The sequence below is a fragment of the Corynebacterium faecium genome, assembly GCF_027257105.1.
GTDB lineage: Bacteria > Actinomycetota > Actinomycetes > Mycobacteriales > Mycobacteriaceae > Corynebacterium > Corynebacterium lehmanniae.
Genome location: NZ_JAPYJX010000005.1, coordinates 183,871 through 202,961 on the forward strand (window position 1 = coordinate 183,871; position 19,091 = coordinate 202,961).

At 66.8% G+C, this 19,091-nt stretch carries 18 protein-coding genes; 15 read left to right on the forward strand and 3 right to left on the reverse strand.

The window, feature by feature from the left end; translation table 11 throughout:
• Positions 1 to 161: 161 nt before the first annotated feature.
• Genes O5O53_RS07165 through O5O53_RS07180 form a run of 4 tightly spaced genes read left to right on the forward strand, consistent with a single transcriptional unit; the run spans position 162 to position 4,149 of the window.
• On the forward strand, positions 162 to 542 hold the full coding sequence (locus O5O53_RS07165) for a YraN family protein (protein ID WP_367616731.1): 381 nt from the start codon (positions 162 to 164) through the stop codon (positions 540 to 542).
• Positions 529 to 2,055, forward strand: coding sequence for a YifB family Mg chelatase-like AAA ATPase (locus tag O5O53_RS07170; protein ID WP_269510412.1), 1,527 nt, complete (start codon positions 529 to 531; stop codon positions 2,053 to 2,055). Before O5O53_RS07165 ends, O5O53_RS07170 begins: the two co-directional genes overlap by 14 nt.
• A complete protein-coding gene (locus tag O5O53_RS07175) occupies positions 2,056 to 3,231 on the forward strand; it encodes a DNA-processing protein DprA (protein WP_269510413.1) in 1,176 nt (391 codons plus the stop codon). It abuts the gene before it with no gap.
• Between the two features lie 24 nt (positions 3,232 to 3,255).
• The gene (locus O5O53_RS07180) at positions 3,256 to 4,149 is read left to right on the forward strand and encodes a tyrosine recombinase XerC (RefSeq protein ID WP_269510414.1); all 894 of its coding nucleotides are present in this window, start codon (positions 3,256 to 3,258) and stop codon (positions 4,147 to 4,149) included.
• On the opposite strand, the gene O5O53_RS07185 is transcribed toward O5O53_RS07180, so the two are convergent.
• Positions 4,112 to 4,651, reverse strand: a complete 540-nt coding sequence (locus O5O53_RS07185; protein ID WP_269510415.1) for a M23 family metallopeptidase — start codon at positions 4,649 to 4,651, stop codon at positions 4,112 to 4,114. The two genes, O5O53_RS07180 and O5O53_RS07185, sit on opposite strands and share 38 nt — an antisense overlap.
• Positions 4,652 to 4,952: 301 nt before the next feature.
• Here O5O53_RS07185 and rpsB point away from each other — a divergent pair, with 301 nt between their 5' ends.
• The 3 genes from rpsB (at position 4,953) to pyrH (ending at position 7,828) form a co-directional block, all read left to right on the forward strand.
• Positions 4,953 to 5,900 (forward strand): 30S ribosomal protein S2, encoded by a 948-nt coding sequence (gene rpsB / locus O5O53_RS07190; RefSeq protein WP_269510416.1) that lies wholly within the window; start codon positions 4,953 to 4,955, stop codon positions 5,898 to 5,900.
• Positions 5,901 to 6,094: 194 nt separating this feature from the next.
• A complete protein-coding gene (gene tsf, locus O5O53_RS07195) occupies positions 6,095 to 6,913 on the forward strand; it encodes a translation elongation factor Ts (protein WP_181888654.1) in 819 nt (272 codons plus the stop codon).
• 231 nt (positions 6,914 to 7,144) lie between these two features.
• Positions 7,145 to 7,828: a UMP kinase gene (pyrH, locus tag O5O53_RS07200; RefSeq protein ID WP_070474098.1), complete on the forward strand. Its 684-nt coding sequence runs from the start codon at positions 7,145 to 7,147 to the stop codon at positions 7,826 to 7,828.
• Here pyrH and O5O53_RS07205 read toward each other — a convergent pair.
• Positions 7,825 to 8,907: an amidase family protein gene (locus O5O53_RS07205; RefSeq protein ID WP_269510418.1), complete on the reverse strand. Its 1,083-nt coding sequence runs from the start codon at positions 8,905 to 8,907 to the stop codon at positions 7,825 to 7,827. The two genes, pyrH and O5O53_RS07205, sit on opposite strands and share 4 nt — an antisense overlap.
• A gap of 76 nt (positions 8,908 to 8,983) precedes the next feature.
• On the opposite strand from O5O53_RS07205, the gene frr reads away from it, so the two are divergent.
• The 3 genes from frr (at position 8,984) to rlmN (ending at position 11,687) form a co-directional block, all read left to right on the forward strand.
• Positions 8,984 to 9,541 carry a ribosome recycling factor gene (gene frr, locus O5O53_RS07210; RefSeq protein ID WP_181888652.1) on the forward strand — a complete coding sequence of 186 codons (558 nt, stop codon included), beginning with the start codon at positions 8,984 to 8,986 and terminating at the stop codon, positions 9,539 to 9,541.
• 63 nt (positions 9,542 to 9,604) lie between these two features.
• Positions 9,605 to 10,525, forward strand: a complete 921-nt coding sequence (locus tag O5O53_RS07215; RefSeq protein ID WP_302471043.1) for a phosphatidate cytidylyltransferase — start codon at positions 9,605 to 9,607, stop codon at positions 10,523 to 10,525.
• A gap of 58 nt (positions 10,526 to 10,583) precedes the next feature.
• Positions 10,584 to 11,687 carry a dual-specificity RNA methyltransferase RlmN gene (rlmN, locus tag O5O53_RS07220; protein ID WP_181888651.1) on the forward strand — a complete coding sequence of 368 codons (1,104 nt, stop codon included), beginning with the start codon at positions 10,584 to 10,586 and terminating at the stop codon, positions 11,685 to 11,687.
• Positions 11,688 to 11,957: 270 nt separating this feature from the next.
• On the opposite strand, the gene O5O53_RS07225 is transcribed toward rlmN, so the two are convergent.
• On the reverse strand, positions 11,958 to 12,491 hold the full coding sequence (locus O5O53_RS07225; RefSeq protein ID WP_269510422.1) for a DUF2631 domain-containing protein: 534 nt from the start codon (positions 12,489 to 12,491) through the stop codon (positions 11,958 to 11,960).
• A gap of 186 nt (positions 12,492 to 12,677) precedes the next feature.
• Here O5O53_RS07225 and dxr point away from each other — a divergent pair, with 186 nt between their 5' ends.
• Genes dxr through map form a run of 5 tightly spaced genes read left to right on the forward strand, consistent with a single transcriptional unit; the run spans position 12,678 to position 19,018 of the window.
• Entirely contained in the window at positions 12,678 to 13,841 is a 1,164-nt protein-coding gene (dxr, locus tag O5O53_RS07230; protein ID WP_269510423.1) for a 1-deoxy-D-xylulose-5-phosphate reductoisomerase, read from the forward strand.
• A gap of 15 nt (positions 13,842 to 13,856) precedes the next feature.
• The gene (locus O5O53_RS07235) at positions 13,857 to 15,065 is read left to right on the forward strand and encodes a M50 family metallopeptidase (RefSeq protein WP_269510424.1); all 1,209 of its coding nucleotides are present in this window, start codon (positions 13,857 to 13,859) and stop codon (positions 15,063 to 15,065) included.
• 20 nt (positions 15,066 to 15,085) lie between these two features.
• Positions 15,086 to 16,249 carry a flavodoxin-dependent (E)-4-hydroxy-3-methylbut-2-enyl-diphosphate synthase gene (ispG, locus tag O5O53_RS07240; protein WP_070844337.1) on the forward strand — a complete coding sequence of 388 codons (1,164 nt, stop codon included), beginning with the start codon at positions 15,086 to 15,088 and terminating at the stop codon, positions 16,247 to 16,249.
• 1 nt (position 16,250) lies between these two features.
• A complete protein-coding gene (locus tag O5O53_RS07245; protein WP_269510426.1) occupies positions 16,251 to 18,065 on the forward strand; it encodes a penicillin-binding transpeptidase domain-containing protein in 1,815 nt (604 codons plus the stop codon).
• Between the two features lie 53 nt (positions 18,066 to 18,118).
• Positions 18,119 to 19,018, forward strand: a complete 900-nt coding sequence (map, locus tag O5O53_RS07250; RefSeq protein WP_239356921.1) for a type I methionyl aminopeptidase — start codon at positions 18,119 to 18,121, stop codon at positions 19,016 to 19,018.
• The last annotated feature ends 73 nt before the right edge of the window (positions 19,019 to 19,091 follow it).

Sequence of the window (19,091 nt, forward strand, 5' to 3'; positions counted from 1 at the left end):
TCCGCAAGCGGTGCCTTATTTGTATCAGGCATTCACCTGGCCAAATACCGGTGCGGCCGCCGAGTTTCACAAAACTGCCCGCGCCATGGAACCGCGGCGGGGCCTTTTGCGTCTGATAGAGGACCAACATTCTTGGCAACTCTATGAAACGGGGAGGCACCGTGCAGGTGAACTATCAGGACCAGTGGGAGCTGGGCAGGGCAGGCGAGCACGCCGCCATCAGGTGGTACGAGGACGAAGGCTACGCGCTGTTGGGCCACCGGCAGCGCATGCGGGCGGGTGAGATCGACGCCGTCGTTGAGGACGAGGACGGCACAGTCGTCTTCGTGGAGGTGAAGTCCCGCCGCGGCACTGCCTTTGGCGCCGCGGAGGCGGTGACCACGAAGAAGCTCAACACCATGCGCCGGTGCGCGGCGCAGTGGCTGGACAAGCATGCGCAGGGCCAGTACCGCCCGATCCGCTTCGACGTGGTGGAGGTGGTCTTCGACGGCGAGGATTGCATCCTGCGCCGGTTCCCGGGGGTCGAAGATGGCGCTTGCTAGCACGATGAGCGCGACCGTGGAGGGGGTCGCCGCCCGCCTGGTCACGGTGGAGGCAAACGTTGGCGCCGGGTTGCCCGGCATGCACATGGTGGGTTTGGGCGACGCGGCAGTAAAAGAGTCGCGCGATCGCATCCGCACCGCGATTTCGAATTCGGCGCTGCCGTGGCCGCGCACGAAGATCATGGTGTCGCTCTCGCCCGCGCACCTGCCGAAGGCCGGCTCGCACTTCGACCTGCCGATCGCGCTGGCGGTGCTGGGCAGCCTGGATCCACCCGTGGAGCGCAGGCTCGCGTCCACCATGTTCTGCGGGGAGCTTGCGCTGGACGGGACTTTGCGACGGGCCGAAGGCGTGCTGCCGATGCTCATCGCAGCTTTCGACGCGGCAGAGCCAATTCGCACCGTCGTCGTGCCCAGGGCCAACGCCGCAGAGGCCGCGCTGCTGGGACGCAGGGAGGTGCTGGTGGCGGATTCGCTTGCGCAGGTGTGGCAGTGGATCACCGGCGAAGCGGAGTTGGAGCCCGCCACAGCGCCAGAAGCGGCCGCGCCGCAGTGTGCGGTGCCGGATTTCCAGGACCTGGCGGGGATGTCCGAGGAGCGCGAGGCACTCGAGGTGGCGGCGGCCGGCGGGCACCACGTGATGATGATCGGCCCGCCGGGCTCGGGAAAGTCCATGCTGGCGGAGCGGATCCCGTCGATCCTGCCGCCGATGGATGTGCAGGAGATGGTGGAGGTCACAGCCATCCATTCCGCGGCCGGGGTGTCCGGCGGCGGGGTTGTGGAAACGCGGCCGTTTATCGCCCCGCACCCCTCGCTGACGCGCGCGGCGCTGATCGGCGGGGGAGGCGGCACGCCGAGGCCCGGTGTGGTGAGCCAGGCGCACCGCGGGGTGCTGTTTTTGGACGAAGCCTCGGAGATTCCGGCCCCGGTGCTCGACGCGCTGCGCATCCCGTTGGAGAAACGCGAGGTGCGGCTGACCCGCGCGAAACGGGAAGTGGTCTACCCGGCGGACTTTCAGCTGGTGCTGGCGGCGAATCCGTGCGCCTGCCAGCGGATCAAGGGGCAGTGCACGTGCAAGTCCCCGCAGCGGGCGCGGCACTTAAGCAACGTCTCCGGACCGTTGAAGGACCGGCTGGACGTGTTCGTGACCACTTCTGGCGACGCGGCGGTGCTCAGCCCGAGGGACGCGGAGCCGTCGAGAAGCATCGCCCAGCGTGTGGCGGCCGCCCGCGAGCGCGCCGCAGCCCGGTGGGCGAAAGCGGGCTGCGACGAGGACGTCAACGGACGTGTGCCCGCGACGCTGATCCGCAGGCATTTCCCCGCCAAGGAATCGGCGATGGCGATGCTGCAGGCGGAGCTGGTCCACGGCAAGATCACGCAGCGCGGGGTGGATAAATGCCTCAAGCTGGCCTGGACGCTCGCGGACTTGGAAGAGATGGACCAGCCGGACATCCACCATGTCTGCCGCGCGGTGGAGATGCGCGAGCACCAGCTGCAGCAGCAGGAGGTGGCGTAGATGTCGTCGTTGGAATCCTGGGCCTACCTCTCACGGGTGGTGGAGGGGCCGTCGCACCACATCCAAGCGCTTTTGCGCGTGGGCAAAACCGCGGACGAGATCGCCGACGGTGTGCGCACCCGCGCCACCTGGATTGGCGGCCTGCTGTCGCAGACCGAGAACCGATTCACCTGGGACCGCCCGGCCGAGGACCTCGAGTTCGCGGCGGAGCTCGGCTACACGCTTATCACCCCGGAGTCGCCCCAGTGGCCGACGGATGCGATCCAGAGCTCGTTTGGCCGTAAGCAGACGGGGGCGGCGAGCAAAGCCAGCCACCAGCCCGACGGCATTGCGCCGCACGCGCTGTGGGTTGCGGGAAACACGAACTTGGCGGGCCTGTTCGCCCAGTCCGTGGGCGTGGTGGGCACCCGCCACGCCACCAAGTACGGCCACATGGCAACAAAGGATTTGGTCGCCGGCCTGGGCGGGCACAACTACACGGTGGTCTCCGGCGGCGCGCTGGGCATCGACACGGTCGCCCACACGACGGCCATGGACGTGCACACCCCGACCGTGGTGGTGGCGGCCTGCGGGCCTGGCGAGCACTACCCGCGCTCCAACAAGGCGCTCTTCGAGCGCGTGGTGGCCACGGGCGGCGCATTGATGACGGAGTATCCGCCCTGGGTCACCCCGGACAGGCACCGCTTCCTCACCAGAAACCGACTCGTGGCGGCGCTGACGCTGGGCACCGTGCTGGTGGAAGCGCCGTTTCGCTCCGGGGCGCTGAACACCCTGAAGTGGGTCAACGTGTTCAACCGCACCGCCATGGCGGTGCCGGGGCCGGTCACGGACGCCCAATCCCTCGGCGCGAACCTGGCCATCCAGAACAACGAAGCAGAAATGGTGCTCAACGCCGGGCAGATCCACGAGCAGCTCTCTGCAGTAGGCGAATACAGCGCCGAGGAGCAGATGGAAATGCAGTACCCGCCGAGCGTGACCCAGCAGCTCTCCCGCAACGAGCTGCGCATTTACGACGCCCTTCCGCCCGCCGGCCGCGCCGGCCGGGAAGCCGAGGCTGTGGCGGCGGATTCTGGGCTTTCCATCGCGCTGACGGTGCACATCCTGATGGAACTGTCCAAGCGCGGGTTGGTGGAGCGCGACAAGCGGGTGTGGTCTCGGGTGGAGCAGCCGGACTAAGGGAAGCGAGTACACTGCCGTGGCATGAGTAAACAGCTGGGGCAAGTGCAGGCGGCAGTGGAAGACTTCGCCGAATACGCCGAACTTGTCCTCGGCCGCTCCCCAAACACGGTTAAAGGCTACGTCGCGGACCTTAGAGGGCTCGCCGGCTACGCAGACACCTTCGACGCGTTCACCCTCGACGCGCTGAGGCGCTGGCTCGCGGACGCGATGAGTGCTGGTAAGAGCCGGGCCACGCTCGCGCGCCGCACCGCTGCCGCGCGCGCCTTTTCCACCTGGGCCTACCGCCGGGGCGACATCAGCACCGACGCCGCAGCGCGACTCAAGGCACCCAAGGTCAACCGCCCACTGCCCACAGTGGTCAAGGGGGAGCGCGCAGGCGACCTCGTCGAGGCGGGCACGGCCGACGACGCCCACCCCGCCGAATACCTGCGCGACCGCGCCATGCTCGAGCTGCTCTACGCCACCGGCATCCGCGTCGGGGAGCTGACGGGGCTAAACCTCGGCGACGTGGACCTTGCCCGCGGTCTCGCCCACGTCACCGGCAAGGGCAACAAGCAGCGCGTCGTGCCATTCGGCGACGAAGCCGCAGCCGCCGTGTCCGAGTGGCTCGAGTTCGGCCGCGCAGAACTCGCGACCGACACGCAGGCGATGTTCGTCGGCTCCCGCGGCGGGCGCATCGACCAGCGCCAGGTGCGCCGCATAGTCGAGCGCGCCGGGCAACGCGCCGGGGTGGAACACGTCAGCCCGCACACGCTGCGCCACACGACTGCCACCCACATGCTCGAAGGTGGGGCGGATCTGCGCGTGGTGCAGGAGATGCTCGGCCACACCAGCCTGCAAACCACGCAGATATACACCCACGTCTCCGCGCAGCGGCTCAAGCGCGTCTACGACCAGGCGCACCCGCGCGCGTAGTGGAGCCGTCCAAGGGTTTGAGCCGGATCCGCGGCGCTTCCAACAGCGTGAGCGGATCGATGTAGGAGTCCTTGCCCACCAGCGCACCCCAGTGCAAGCCGTCGTGGGATCCGGAAAACCCCGCCGGGGCGTGCGCGAGGGCGCCAATCGGTTCGCCTTCGCGCACCTTGTCACCCACGGCAAGCGGGGAACGCACCGGTTGATACGTGGTGCGGATCCCGCCTGCGTGATCGACGGAGATCACCGGGGTGCCGGCTACCACGCCCACGAAGACGACAACGCCATCGCCTGCGGCCAGCACGTCAGCGCCGAGGCGCAGGGGTAAGTCCACGCCGCGGTGGCCGGGCTTCCAGTTCTGCTCCGGGATGTCAGCAGGGCGCGACACCGCGGCCGGGTACGGGGTGCCGGCTGCCGGGTCCACCCAGGCGGCTGCCGGTGCGGCGCTCATGGCGGCGGCAAGGATGAGGGCGGTGGTGGACCGGAGGATCGTCGATAGGCGCATGCGTGAATAGGAGCACGCAGGACGCAAGAAAACTAGCCTGGTTGCGGAAATCTGTGGATAACCCGGTGCCTGCTGCGGTGTTATCCACAGAACGTGCAGATGAGATTAGGTTTTGCGGGCGTGAGCGGGTAGTGTTGCACGGGCAGCTTTTATGGGCTGACTACGCGCGCCGGATAATGCCTGCTCAGCGACGGTCCCTCTCACAGGGTGCAGGGCGAGCACGGTGCCAGGGTGCGGGATAAAAACCCGCACGTGAGATACGCAATGTAACCGAACTACTTTCTCCGAAGGAGACAAAACCATGGCAGTTGTAACCATGCGTGAACTCCTCGACGCCGGTGTGCACTTCGGCCACCAGACGCGTCGCTGGAACCCGAAGATGCGCCGCTTCATCTTCACCGACCGTAACGGCATCTACATCATCGACCTGCAGCAGACGCTGACCTACATCGATGAGGCCTACGAGTTTGTCAAGGAGACCGTCGCACACGGCGGCACCGTCCTGTTCGTCGGCACCAAGAAGCAGGCACAGGAGCCGATCCAGGAAGAGGCGCAGCGCGTCGGCATGCCGTACGTGACGCACCGCTGGCTGGGCGGCATGCTCACCAACTTCCAGACCGTGTCCAAGCGCATCGGCCGCATGAAGGAACTGCAGGCCATGGACGCAGCCGAGGACGGCTACGCAGGCCGCGGCAAGAAGGAAGTCCTCATGCTCACCCGCGAGCGCATCAAGCTCGAGCGCGTGCTGGGCGGCATCGCCGACATGACCAAGGCCCCGTCCGCACTGTGGATCGTGGACACCAACAAGGAGCACATCGCCGTCAACGAGGCGCAGAAGCTGCGCATCCCCGTTGTGGCTGTGCTGGACACCAACTGCGACCCGGACGTCGTGGACTTCCCGATCCCGGGCAACGACGACGCCATCGGCGCCGTGAAGCTGCTCACCCACATCGTGGGCGAGGCTGTCATCGCCGGTAAGCAGCAGCGCGAGGAGCGCCAGCTCGCTTCCGCACGCGACGCCGCAGGCGACACCGACGCGAAGCGTCAGGCAGAGGCTGCAGAGGCAGCTGCCCAGGCTGCTGCTTCTGAGGAAGTGTCCGCAGCTGACGCAGCGAAGGCTGCCGTTGCAGCTGAGTCCGCGGCTCCGCAGGAGGTCGCCGAGGTTGAGCAGCCGCACGCTGTCCGCGCAGCGGAGCAGGCTGAGGCCAAGGCGAACGAGTCCGGCGACGAGTCTGCAACCCAGGCGTAAGCTTTCGGCTCACGCCACCTGCACGCGCACCCCGCGTTCCGCTCACGCCCGCCGGCTTCCACGCCCGGGACAGTGCGGGCGCGGGGTGTTTTGTGTGCGCCCCGTTCCAAGCCGTGCCACAGCGAGTACTGTCGGCTACGCTTGAAACGGTTTGAACACTTTTAGCAACACATTCACGAGGAGGATCGCCCACTATGGCGAACTACACTGCTGCTGACGTCAAGAAGCTCCGCGAGACCACCGGTTCCGGCATGCTCGACTGCAAGAAGGCACTCGAGGAGACCGGCGGCGACTTCGATAAGGCCGTCGAGAACCTCCGCATCAAGGGCGCGAAGGACGTGGGCAAGCGCGCTGAGCGCAACGCCCTCGAGGGCCTGGTCGCCGTTTCCGGCAACACCATCATCGAGATCAACTCCGAGACCGACTTCGTGGCCAAGAACCAGGAGTTCAAAGACATCGCAGCCCAGATCGCTGACGCAGCCGCCGCAGCGAAGGCGAACTCCCAGGAGGAGCTGGCGAACGCAGACGTGAACGGCGAGACCGCGCACGACGTCCTGGAGCGCCTCTCCGCCAAGATCGGCGAGAAGCTCGAGCTGCGCCGCGCCGCCACCATCGAGGGCGAGCGTGTTGAGGCGTACCTGCACCAGAAGGCTGCGGACCTCCCGCCGGCAGTCGGCGTGCTGGTGTCCTACACCGGGGACAACGCCGAGGCAGCGCACCAGGTCGCTCTGCAGATCGCCGCGATGAAGGCTCGTTACCTCAACCAGGAGTCCGTCCCGGCGGACGTCGTTGAGAAGGAGCGCGCGGTCCAGGAAGAGATCACCCGCAACGAGGGCAAGCCGGAAGCTGCCATCGCCAAGATCGTCGAGGGCCGCATGGGCGGCTTCTTCAAGGACGTTGTTCTGCTGGATCAGCCGGCGCTGTCTGACTCCAAGAAGACCGTCAAGCAGTACGCCGAGGAGAACGGCATCGAGGTCCTGGACTTCGTCCGCTTCGAGGTCGGCCAGGCTTAAGCTGCTGCCTTAAGCTGCGCTAACCGCAAAGCCCCGCACCGCTTCCGCCCAGTTGGGCCGGTGGCGTGTGCGGGGCTTCGTCGTGAAGCATGATGCCCCCAATTGCACGGTTCGGTGTGCGCATGAAAGCACGTCTAGAATCGTCTGCGAACATCTGCACATCCCGCCGCGCAAAAGGAGCGAATTTCGGTGACTGACCTCAATCCCAGCCGCACAGGTTTCAAGCGAGTGATGCTGAAGTTGGGCGGTGAAATGTTCGGCGGAGGCAAGGTCGGCATCGACCCGGACGTGGTCGAGTCCGTTGCACGCCAGATCGCGGACGTGGCACGCGCAGGCACCGAGGTGGCCGTGGTCATCGGCGGCGGCAACTTCTTCCGCGGCGCCGAGCTGCAGCAGCGCGGCATGGACCGCGCGCGCTCCGACTACATGGGCATGCTGGGCACGGTGATGAACTGCCTGGCGCTGCAGGACTTCCTGCAGCAGATGGGCGTGGACTGCCGCGTGCAGACCTCCATCAACATGGCGCAGATCGCCGAGCCGTACCTGCCGCTGCGCGCCGCCCGCCACCTGGAGAAGGGCCGCGTGGTCATCTTCGGCGCCGGCATGGGCATGCCGTACTTCTCCACGGACACCACCGCCGCCCAGCGCGCGCTGGAGATCGGTTGCGAGGTGCTGCTGATGGCCAAGGCCGTCGACGGGGTGTACGACTCCGACCCGCGCGAGAACCCGGACGCGAAGCTGTACTCCGAGATCTCCCCGCGCGAGGTCATCGAAAACGGGCTGAAGGTCGCCGACGCCACCGCGTTCAGCCTGTGCATGGACAACAACATGCCGATCCTGGTGTTCAACCTGCTGCAGGAGGGCAACATCGCGCGCGCCGTCTCCGGCGAGCAGGTGGGCACGCTGGTGGCCTAAGCGCGCAACAGTTCGGCCTGTGCAGCCAGGCCGAGTAACTCGGGGCCGCTGAGTGTCAGGCTGCCCAGGTGCACCCCCGCGAGCGCGATTGCGGGGGTGCGCAGCACGTTAAATACAGAGCACCACGGCGACCATTCGGTCTGCGCGTGGAAGCTCTCTTCGGGGCGCAGCGCGGGGAAGTAGCCGAGCGGGGGCGGATCGAACGCGATGGTGGGGGAGAGCACCGCGTCCACGCCCCACTGCGCCGCAAGCAACGCGGGGAGTGCGCGCGTGTGCGCTTTCGCCGCGGCGACCTGCTCTGGCCGCAGCCGGTGCGCCTCCTCTTTGAGCCACGCGATGTAGCCGCTGTCCAGCGGGTCCACCTCCTTGAACCAGCGCTTGATTGTGGTGCTGAAGTGCGCGTACGTCTCGCGCGACTCGTCGTAGGGGGAAATCTCCACCACATCGTGGGCGCGTCCCAAAGCAGCAGCAAGCTTCTCGACGTCAGCTCCGCGCCCCTCCGACACCTCAGGGTCCGCGAACACGCCCCGGGTGAGCACACCGATGCGCAGCCTCCTTCGCGCGGGCGGCGTCCAACCGGTGAGCGTGAACAGGTCGCCGACGTTGCGGGTGAAAAACCCGTGGGCGGACAGATCGCGGCTGGCAAGTTTCAGCCCCACCGCCCCGCAGGCCGCGGCCGGCACACGGATCGAGCCGCCGGCGTCGGTGCCGTGGGCGGCGCGCACCGTGCCGTCCGCCACCACCACTGCGGCGCCCGCGGAAGACCCGCCGGGCGTGCGGCCGGGAAAGGCGGGGGATTCCAGCACGGCCACGCCGGGGCGCTCCGCGTAACAAGTGGCGCCGAGCTCGGAGGTCAGGGTTTTGGCGTCGACGTGCGCTCCGGCGTCGATAAGCATCTGCGCAAACGGATCCGTTGCCTTCGCGGTGTAGGCGCGCGCGGGGTTGCCGTGCGTGGTGGGCCAGCCTGCGACATCGGTGCCGTCTTTGATCGGGATCCGCCAGCCGGAAAGCCGCCCGCCGGGCGGGCCTGCGAGCGCGGCGCCGGGCGGCGCGACGAACGTGAAGGCTGGGTGCGGCATGGCGACAGTCTAGGCACGCGGCAGGCGCTGGTAGGTTAAGGGGGACGCAAACCCGAGAAACGATAGGGGTAAAACCATGATTGATGACGTTTTGCTGGATGCCGAAGAGCGCATGACCGCCTCCGTTGAGCACACCCGAAACGAGCTGGCCACCATCCGCACCGGCCGCGCGAACCCGGCCATGTTCAACGGCGTGATGGCCGACTTCTACGGCGCTCCCACCCCGATCAACCAGATGGCCACCATCTCGGTTCCGGAGCCGCGCATGCTGCTGATCAAGCCGTACGACATGTCCACCATGGGCGAGATCGAAAACGCCATCCGCAACTCCGACCTCGGCGTGAACCCGACCGACGACGGCCAGGTCATCCGAGTCTCCGTCCCGCAGCTGACCGAGGAGCGCCGCAAAGAGCTGGTCAAGCAGGCCAAGCAGAAGGGCGAGGACGGCAAGATTGCCATCCGCAACGTGCGCCGCCAGGGTATGGAAGCGCTGAAGAAGATCCAGAAGGACGGCGACGCGGGCGAAGACGAGGTCATCACCGCTGAGAAGTCGCTGGACAAAACCACTCAGGACTACGTTGGTCAGATCGACGAAATCGTGCAGCGCAAGGAAAACGAGCTGCTGGAGGTCTAAGCCGACGTGTCGGAGGCGCAGACGGAAACCACCGAGCCCACTGGTCCCGCTGAAGGCGAGGAGATGGGTGCGGCCGTGAGCGATGCTCCGGAGGCACCCGAGGCCACCCCGAGCCGCTGGCCCGCCCACGCCCCGAAGCCGAAGAACAAGGCGGGGCGCGACTTGCCGGCGGCGATCACCACGGGCGTTGTGCTCGGAGCGCTGGTGATCGCGGCGGTGTGGATCGGGCCTGTGGCCTGGTACCCGCTGGTCGCCGTCGCCGTGGCGCTGGCCATGTGGGAGGTGATGACGCGTCTGCGCGAGGCCGGCTACGTCCAGCCGCGCACGCTGATGATCATCCTCGGCCAGGCCATGCTTTGGTTGTCCGCGCCTTACGGCACCACAGGTCTGGTCTCCGGATTCGCCTTCACCGTGCTGGTGGTGATGTTCTGGGGCATGTTCCACCAGGGCAGGCACCACCAACCAGAGAACTACCTGCGCGACACCGCGGTGGCGATCTTCGTGCTCGCGTGGATCCCGCTGTTCGGCACATTCGCCGCCATGATCTCCCGGATCACCGAGGCTGGCGTGGACGGCTCCGCGTACATCGTGGCGTTCATGCTGTGCGTGGTGGCCAACGACGTCGGCGGCTACGCCGCAGGCGTGATGTTCGGCTCCCACCCGATGGCCCCGGCCGTTAGCCCGAACAAATCCTGGGAGGGCTTCGCCGGATCCATGACCGCCGGCATCATCACCGGTGTGCTGGTGGTGCACTTCCTCATCCACGGGCCGTGGTGGATGGGCATCGTGCTCGGCATCGCGCTGGTCATCTGCGGGACCATGGGCGATTTGGTGGAAAGCCAGTTCAAGCGCGAGCTGGGCATCAAGGACATGTCCAACCTGCTGCCGGGCCACGGCGGCATCATGGACCGCCTCGACGGCATGCTGCCCGCCGCGGCGGCGACCTACATCCTGCTCACCACCATCACGTTGATGAACCCGTAGGTTTACGCCCGCGCCAGATTCGAAATTCGCCGCGCGACGTGCCAAGATGGGGCGCACTATGAGCGATTTCCCCCAGATCCAGCTGCTCGCCCCGAAGCGCGGCATGCCGCCGAAGCACTTCGCGGACTTGAGCAAAGACGAGCGCATCGACGCGCTCAAGGAACTCGGCCTGCCCAAGTTCCGCGCCGACCAGATCGCGCGCCACTACTACGGCAAGTTCGAGGCCGACCCGCTGACCATGACGGACCTGCCGGAGGCGCAGCGTCAAACCGTCAAGGACGCGCTGTTTCCCACGCTTTTGACGCCGGTGCGCACGGTGGAGACCGACGAGGGCGACACGACGAAGACGCTGTGGCGGCTTCACGACGGCACCCTGCTGGAATCTGTCCTCATGCGCTACCCGGGCCGCGCAACCCTGTGCATCTCCTCGCAGGCCGGCTGCGGCATGGCCTGTCCCTTCTGCGCCACTGGCCAGGGCGGGCTGGACCGCAACCTGTCCGTGGCCGAGATCGTCGACCAGGTCCGCGCCGCCGCGGCGATGATGGCCGCGGAGGGCTCGCGCCTGTCCAACATCGTGTTCATGGGTATGGGGGAGCCGCTGGCCAACTACAAGCGCGTGGTCAACGCGGTGCGCCAGATCACCCAGCCGTCCCCGGACGGATTCGGCATCTCCCAGCGCAACGTCACCGTCTCCACGGTGGGGCTCGCCCCGCAGATCCGCATGCTCGCGGACGAGGGCCTGTCCTGCACCCTGGCTGTCAGCCTGCACACGCCTGACGACGAGCTCCGCGACGAACTCGTCCCCGTCAACAACCGCTTCGAAGTGTCCGAAGTGCTGGACGCCGCCCGTTACTACGCGGACCAGACCGGCCGGCGCGTGTCCATCGAGTACGCGCTGATCCGCGACATGAACGACCACGACTGGCGCGCGGACCTGCTGGGTAAGAAGCTGCACTCGGCGCTGGGCTCGCGCGTGCACGTCAACGTCATCCCGCTCAACCCGACCCCGGGCTCGAAGTGGGACGCCTCGCCGAAGGCCCGCCAGGACGAGTTCGTCCGCCGCGTGGCCGCCCAGGGCGTGCCGTGCACGGTGCGCGACACCAAGGGCCAGGAAATCGCCGCCGCCTGCGGCCAGCTCGCCGCCGACGAGGACGCTAGCTAGCCGCTTAGCTTCTGCCGAGCTCACTTTTCGCGTTTACCTGCGGCGCTACAGCCCACGCCGCAACCCTCCCGAGCACGCCTCCGCGCACAGACCCCCAGTACAGGACCCCTAGTATGCCCAAAATAGGGCCATACTAGGGGTCTCTTGCTCTGGGTCTGCGGATTCGAGCCAAGGCGGAATGGGACGTGGCGAGCGGGTTGCAGGGCGAGCACACACGGCACGAAAAAACCGCCAGCGGCGGGGCTGGCGGTGACGGTGGCGTCGAGAAGCTTAGATGCGCTCGTGCTTGCCGCGGGACTCGACGGTGATGACCTCAACGTCCTCGCGCTGCTGTGCCGCGTCCACCGGGCGAGCAGCGGTGCGCTCGACCACGCGCTCCTGGCCGCGAGCCGGGCGCAGGTGGGCGACACGGCCCGGCTCGATGTTCAGGGAACGCAGCTGAGAGTCGGAGAGGTTCTCGTACACGTCACCGGAGAGGGTGGCCTGGTCGTAGATCCAGTCCGGCTCCTGGTGGCCCACCGGCTTGTTGTGGGCGGTGACGGTTCGCACCTGGTTCAGCTTCGGCTTGGTGGCGTGCAGGATCAGGCCGAGCGCGATCAGCACCGCGAGGGCGATGAGCCAGATGGTCTCGACGTGGCCCTGGTGGTTGCCAAAGTTGTAGGCGATAAGGAACAGGACGGAGATCCAACCGGCGATCTGAATAGTGCGGTCGGTGAAGGCGCTCCAGCCGAAACGGGCGGACGGAACATCCGCCTCAGAAACGCCGTTGTACACCTGGGGTGCGTTGTCCTTCGCGTGGGCCACTGGAATGCTCCTTCAAAGCCTGCTTAGCGGTTGCCAAGATCGGTAAAACTTTCAGCGCCTATCATCGCACACCGGGTGGGGCAAAGGGGACTTCTCACCCCCAATGTGTTCAAACTTTCGCACCACAGTCCACGGGATTACGCCCGCACAGTGCCAGAATGTGCTGTTTCATGTCACAATGGGCGCGTGAAGAATGTAATCATCTTGGGCTCGACAGGTTCTATCGGTTCTCAGGCGATTGATGTCATCCGCGAACACAGAGACCAGTTCAACGTGGTCGGCATCGCCACCGGCGGAACCAACCCTGACCGGGCTATCGAGCAATCCCGCGAATTCGGCCTCAGCGCCGACCAGGTTGCCGTGCGCGATCTGGAGGGGGCCAAGAAGGTGTCCAAGGAGATCGGCGGCTTCGTCATCACCGGCGATAACTGCGCGGCGGCGCTCGTGGAGTCGCAGAAGGCGGACTTGGTGCTCAACGCGCTCGTTGGCTCTGCGGGCCTGCCGGCCACCCTTGCTGCCCTGAAGTCCGGCGCGACGCTGGCGCTGGCGAACAAGGAGTCGCTCGTCGCCGGCGGACGCTTCGTGCTGGAGGCGGCGAAACCCGGCCAGATCGTGCCGGTTGACTCTGAGCACTCCGCGATGGCCCAGGCGCTGCGTTCCGGCGACCGCGGGGAGGTGGCCCGCTTCGTGCTCACCGCCTCCGGCGGCCCGTTCCGCGGCAAGTCCCGCGAGGAGCTCATGGACGTCACCTACGAGCAGGCCGTGAACCACCCGACGTGGTCCATGGGCTCGATGAACTCGCTGAATTCCGCGACGATGGTGAACAAGGGCCTCGAGCTCATTGAGGCAGCGCTGCTTTTCGACGTGGACCCGGACGACATCGATGTGACTGTCCACGCGCAGTCCATCGTCCACTCCATGGTGACGTTCACCGACGGCGCGACCATCGCCCAGGCGTCCCCGCCGTCGATGATGCTGCCGATCTCCCACGCGCTGAATTGGCCGAACCGCATCCCGGACGCGCAGCCCGCCCTGGACTTCTCCAAGTCCTTCGAGTGGACCTTCGAGCCGCTGGATGAAGACGCTTTCCCGGCGGTGAAGCTGGCCCGCGAGGCCGCGGCGAAGGGTGAGCCGTACCCGGCGATCTACAACGCGGCCAACGAGGTTGCCGTCGACGCATTCGTTGAGGGCCGCATTAAGTTCCCGCACATCGTGGACATCATCACCGAGGTCCTCAACGGCGCCGGCGATTTCGCGGAGGCGCCTGCCGACGTCAACGCGGTCCTGCGCACCGAGTCCCGCGCCCGCGAGCGCGCGCAGGCTGTTGTCGAGCGCATCGCCAGCGCGTAGCGCACTAGGGGTTTTGTGGGTGCGCTAGGCATTCTGGCGTTCGCGCTTGCGATCGCCGCGTCCATTGCGCTGCACGAGGCCGGGCACATGTTCACTGCCCGCGCCTTCGGCATGCGCGTGCGGCGCTACTTCATTGGTTTCGGGCCGACGGTGTGGTCGACCACGAAGGGCCACACCGAGTACGGCCTCGCCGCGCTGCCGTTCGGCGGGTTCTGCGATATTGCGGGCATGACCGCGATGGATCCCCTCACGCCCGAGGAGGAGCCACACGCGATGGTGAACAAGCCGGCGTGGCAGCGAATCGCGGTCCTCGCCGGCGGCATTGCGATGAACCTGCTCATCGGCGTGGTGATCATCTACTTTGTCGCCATCTTTTCCGGCATCCCGAACCCGGACGCGGACTTCACTCCGCGCGTGGGCAAGACGGTGTGCGTCGCAGACCAGGTGGACGCGGAGACGCTGGGGGAGTGCTCCGGCGCGGGCCCGGCGGGCGAGGCCGGTGTCCAGGTCGGCGACACGCTGGTGGCACTTAACGGGCAGGAGATTGAGCAGTTCGGGCAGTTGCGCGATGCCGTCGCGAAGCAGCCCGGCGAAACGGTGACCCTCGAGGTGCTGCGCGGCGGCGAAACCGTCACCCTCGACGTGCCTGTCGCCGCCGTCGAGCGCATCGATCCCACGACGGGCGAAAAGGTCACCCAGGGCGCGGTGGGCATCGGCCCCGCGCCTGTGACGGACGCGGTGAAGCAGTACGGTCCTGCAGAGGCCGTGCCCGCGACCTTCCGGTTCACCGGCAAGATGCTGCGCGCGACTGTGGACGGCATCGCGTCGTTCCCCTCGAAGATCCCGGGCGTTGTTGCCTCCATCTTCGGCGCGGAGCGCGACATCGAAGGCCCGGTCAGTGTCATCGGCGCCTCGCGCACCGGCGGCGAGCTGGTGGAGCAGGACATGTGGTCCGCGTTCTGGATGATGCTGGCCAGCCTGAACTTCTTCCTCGCCCTGTTCAACCTTGTGCCGCTGCCGCCGCTGGACGGCGGGCACATTGCGGTGGTGCTGTACGAAAAGATTCGCGATGCTTTACGACGTCTCCGTGGCCTCGGCCCGGGCGCTCCCGCGAACTACGAAAAGCTCATGCCCTTGACGTACGCCATGGCTGCGCTGCTGCTCGGCGTCGGTGTGTTGGTGATGGCCGCGGACGTGGTCAACCCCGTCCGAATTTTTGGCTGACGGTGCTAGAGTTAGCCACCATGAACACCCCCATCGGATTAGGTATGCCCGAAGGCCCGGCACCGACTTTGGCTCCGCGCCGCAAGACCCGTCAGCTGATGGTGGGAGATGTCGGCGTCGGCTCTGATCACCCGATCTCCGTGCAGTCCATGACCACCACGAAGACGCACGACATCAACGCCACGCTGCAGCAGATTGCGCAGCTGACCACCGCCGGCTGCGACATTGTGCGCGTGGCCTGCCCGAAGACCGTGGACGCGGAGGCGCTGCCGGCGATTGCGGCGAAGTCGCCGATCCCGGTGATCGCGGACATCCACTTCCAACCGAAGTACATTTTCGCGGCCATCGACGCCGGCTGCGCGGCCGTGCGCGTGAACCCCGGCAACATCAAGGAATTCGACGGCCGCGTCAAGGAGGTCGCCAAGGCAGCGGGCGACGCGGGCATCCCGATCCGCATCGGCGTCAACGGCGGCTCCCTGGACAAGCGCCTGCTGGAGAAGTACGGCAAGGCCACCCCGGAGGCGCTGGTGGAGTCCGCGATCTACGAGGCGGGCCTGTTCGAAGAGTACGGCTACGGCGACATCGCCATTTCCGTGAAGCACTCCGACCCGGTGCTGATGGTGGAGGCCTACCGCCAGCTCGCGGAGAAGACCGACTACCCGCTGCACCTCGGCGTGACCGAGGCCGGCCCGAAGTTCATGGGCACCATCAAGTCCTCCGTGGCCTTCGGCGCACTGCTGTCGCAGGGCATCGGCGACACCATCCGCGTGTCCCTGTCCGCGGACCCGGTGGAGGAGATCAAGGTCGGCGACCAGATCCTGCAGTCGATGAACCTGCGCCCGCGCAAGCTGGAGATCGTCTCCTGCCCGTCCTGCGGCCGCGCACAGGTAGACGTGTACAAGCTCGCCGAGGAAGTCACCGCCGGCCTTGACGGCATGGAGTTCCCGCTGCGTGTGGCCGTGATGGGCTGCGTTGTCAACGGCCCGGGCGAGGCGCGCGACGCAGACCTCGGTGTGGCGTCCGGCAACGGCAAGGGCCAGATCTTTGTCAAGGGCGAGGTTGTGGAGACCGTGCCGGAGTCCAAGATCGTGGAGACGCTGATCGATTACGCGCAGCGCATCGCCGAGGAGGAGGGCCTCGAGGAGGTCGAGGGCGCCAAGGCCGAGGTCAAGGTCACCCGCTAGTATGCTGCGTCGCCGTGTCGCGGGGATTGCGGTGGTGGCGCTGGCGGCGTCGATAAGCAGTTGCACCCCGCGCCCCAACGACGCCGAACCCGCCGCATCGGACTTTCTGAGCGCGCTGGAGAAGCGCGAGGTGAACTCTGCGCTTATCGACGACGCCTCCGCCGCCGAAACCTCCCTCAACGAGACGTGGGGTGGGCTGCAGGCGGAGGGTCTAAGCGCATCGCTTATCGACGTCAATCAGGACGACAACCTGGCCACCGCCACGTATGAGCTGCGCTGGGACCTGCCGCGCGAGCGGGATCTGACGTACCAGGCGCAGATGACGCTGACGCAAAGCGGCAATACGTGGAACGTGCGCTGGCAGCCGTCCGTTCTGCATCCGCGGCTGGGCGCGAACCAGCACCTGGAGCTGCGCTCGGTGGCGCCGTCGCAGGCAAGCGTGGTCTCTTCCGACGGGGTGGAGCTGCTCAAGCCCGGCACCGCGTACCGCGTGCTCGTGGACACGGACGAGGTGCGCAGCGCAAGCTCGACGGCCGCGGGTATCAGCGCGGCGCTGGCGAAGGCGCACGAGGTGGATCGCGGCGTGCCGCTGCGCGACGCGGAGGACCTTGCCAAGCAGCTGCAGGACGCCTCCGGCACCTACTCCGTCGCCGTGGTGCCCGCACCTGCGCGCGATGCGTTTGAGACGGCGCTGGCCGGCGAGCCCGGCGTGCGGCTGAACGAAGAGGCCTCGATGGTCAACGCGCAGCCGGACTTCGCCCCCGACATCATGGCGCGCGTGGGCGAGCTGGTGCGCGACGATCTGCAGGGCGATTCCGGGTGGAGCGTCGACGTGGTCAACGAAAACGGCGCCTCCTACGAGGAAATCAAGCGCGAGGACGCCGCCCCGGCTCCGGCGGTGCACATCAGCCTGGACCACCGGGTTCAACGAGCTGCGGAGATGGCCTTAGAGCCGGTTGCGGGACAGCAGGCCATGATTGTGGCCATTCGGCCCTCAACGGGCGGTATTTTGGCGATTGCGCAGACGCCTGCCGCCGACAAAGGCGGCAACCTGGCCACGATGGGCCAGTACCCGCCGGGATCGACGTTTAAGATCCTCACCGCGTTCGCTGGCCTGACCAAGCAAGGGCTCATCCCCGGCTCGCCTGTGCCGTGCCCCGGCACGATGAACCTCTTCGGGCGCACCGTGACCAACTACGCAGGCTTCGGCCTGGGCACCGTGCCGCTGGAGACCGCGTTCGCCCGTTCCTGCAACACCACCTTCGCGGATATTTCCACGAAGCTGGCGCCGGGGGAGTTGAAGACCATCGGCAAGCAGTTCGGCTTGGGCATCGACATGGAGATCCCCGGGGTGGAGACCATCACCGGCTCCATCCCCAACGGCGAGGAGCCGCTGGACCGCACCGAGGCCGGCTACGGCCAGGGCCTGGATCTGGCCAGCCCGTTCGGCATGGCGCTTGTCTCCGCAGCGGCCGCTCGCGGATCGTTGCCCGTGCCGTACCTGGTGGAGGGCGAGGAGACGAAGTTGAGTGAGGATGCGGCCCCTATGGACCCCCAGGCGGTGGACGAACTACGCCAGATGATGGCCGCCGTGACCGGCCCGGGCGGCACCGCGAGTGCGTTTACCGCGGGTGGGGACATCCGCGGCAAGACCGGCGAAGCCGAGATAAACGGCGGCTCCCATTCGTGGTTCACCGGCTACCGCGCGGACGACGACATCGCCTTCGCCACCCTGGTAGTCCTCGGCGGAGGTTCTGAGGCCGCAGTGGCGCTTTCGGACCGAATGCTGCTGAACCTGGACGCGCCCGCTCAGTAGGCCGCCCAGAGGGCTGCGCGGGCCTGTTTGACCGCGGGTCTACCATTGGGGACATGAATAACCGAGGCCTACTTACCCCAGGAAAACCCACCCCAGAGCGCAAGGTGCCAAAGTCCATTGAGCGCCCCGAGTACGCGTGGAAGGACGAGGTCCAGGAGAACGTCGGCGAGCCGATCGTCCAGACCCGCGAGACTATCGAGGCGATGCGCGAAGCCTCCAAGATCGCGGCGAACGCGCTGGCGCTTGCCGGTGCCGCAGTGGCCCCGGGCAAGACCACCGACGAGATCGACGGTATCGTCCACGACTACCTGGTGGAGCACGGCGCCTACCCGTCGACGCTGGGCTACCGCGGGTACCCGAAGTCCTCCTGTATCTCCCTGAACGAAATTGTCTGCCATGGCATCCCGGACACCACGGTGATCCAGGAGGGCGACATCGTCAACATCGACGTCACCGCCTACAAGAACGGCGTGCACGGCGACACCAACGCCACCTTCTTCGCCGGTGAGGTAGCCCAGGAGCACAAAGACTTGGTGGACCGCACCTACCAGGCGATGATGCGCGGCATTAAGGCTGCGAAACCGGGCCGCCAGATCAACGTGATCGGGCGCGTGATCGAGTCCTACGCCAAGCGTTTCGGCTACAACGTGGTCACCGACTTCACCGGCCACGGCGTGGGCACAACCTTCCACAACGGCCTTGTGGTGCTCCACTACGACTCCGACGCCTACACGGACGTCCTCGAGCCCGGCATGACGCTGACCATCGAGCCGATGATCAATCTCGGCGAGCTGCCGTACCGCGTGTGGGACGACGGCTGGACGGTGCAGAACGTCGACGGCGAATACACCGCCCAGTTCGAGCACACCATCGTGATCACTGACGACGGCAACGAGATCCTCACCATTCCGGACGCGGATGCCGCCGCCGGGCAGCACATGCTGGGGGAGTAGAACCGCGTAACACATAGATGGCCCGTTGGAGAATGTTGCTCCAACGGGCCATCAATGTGTTCCAGAAATGGAA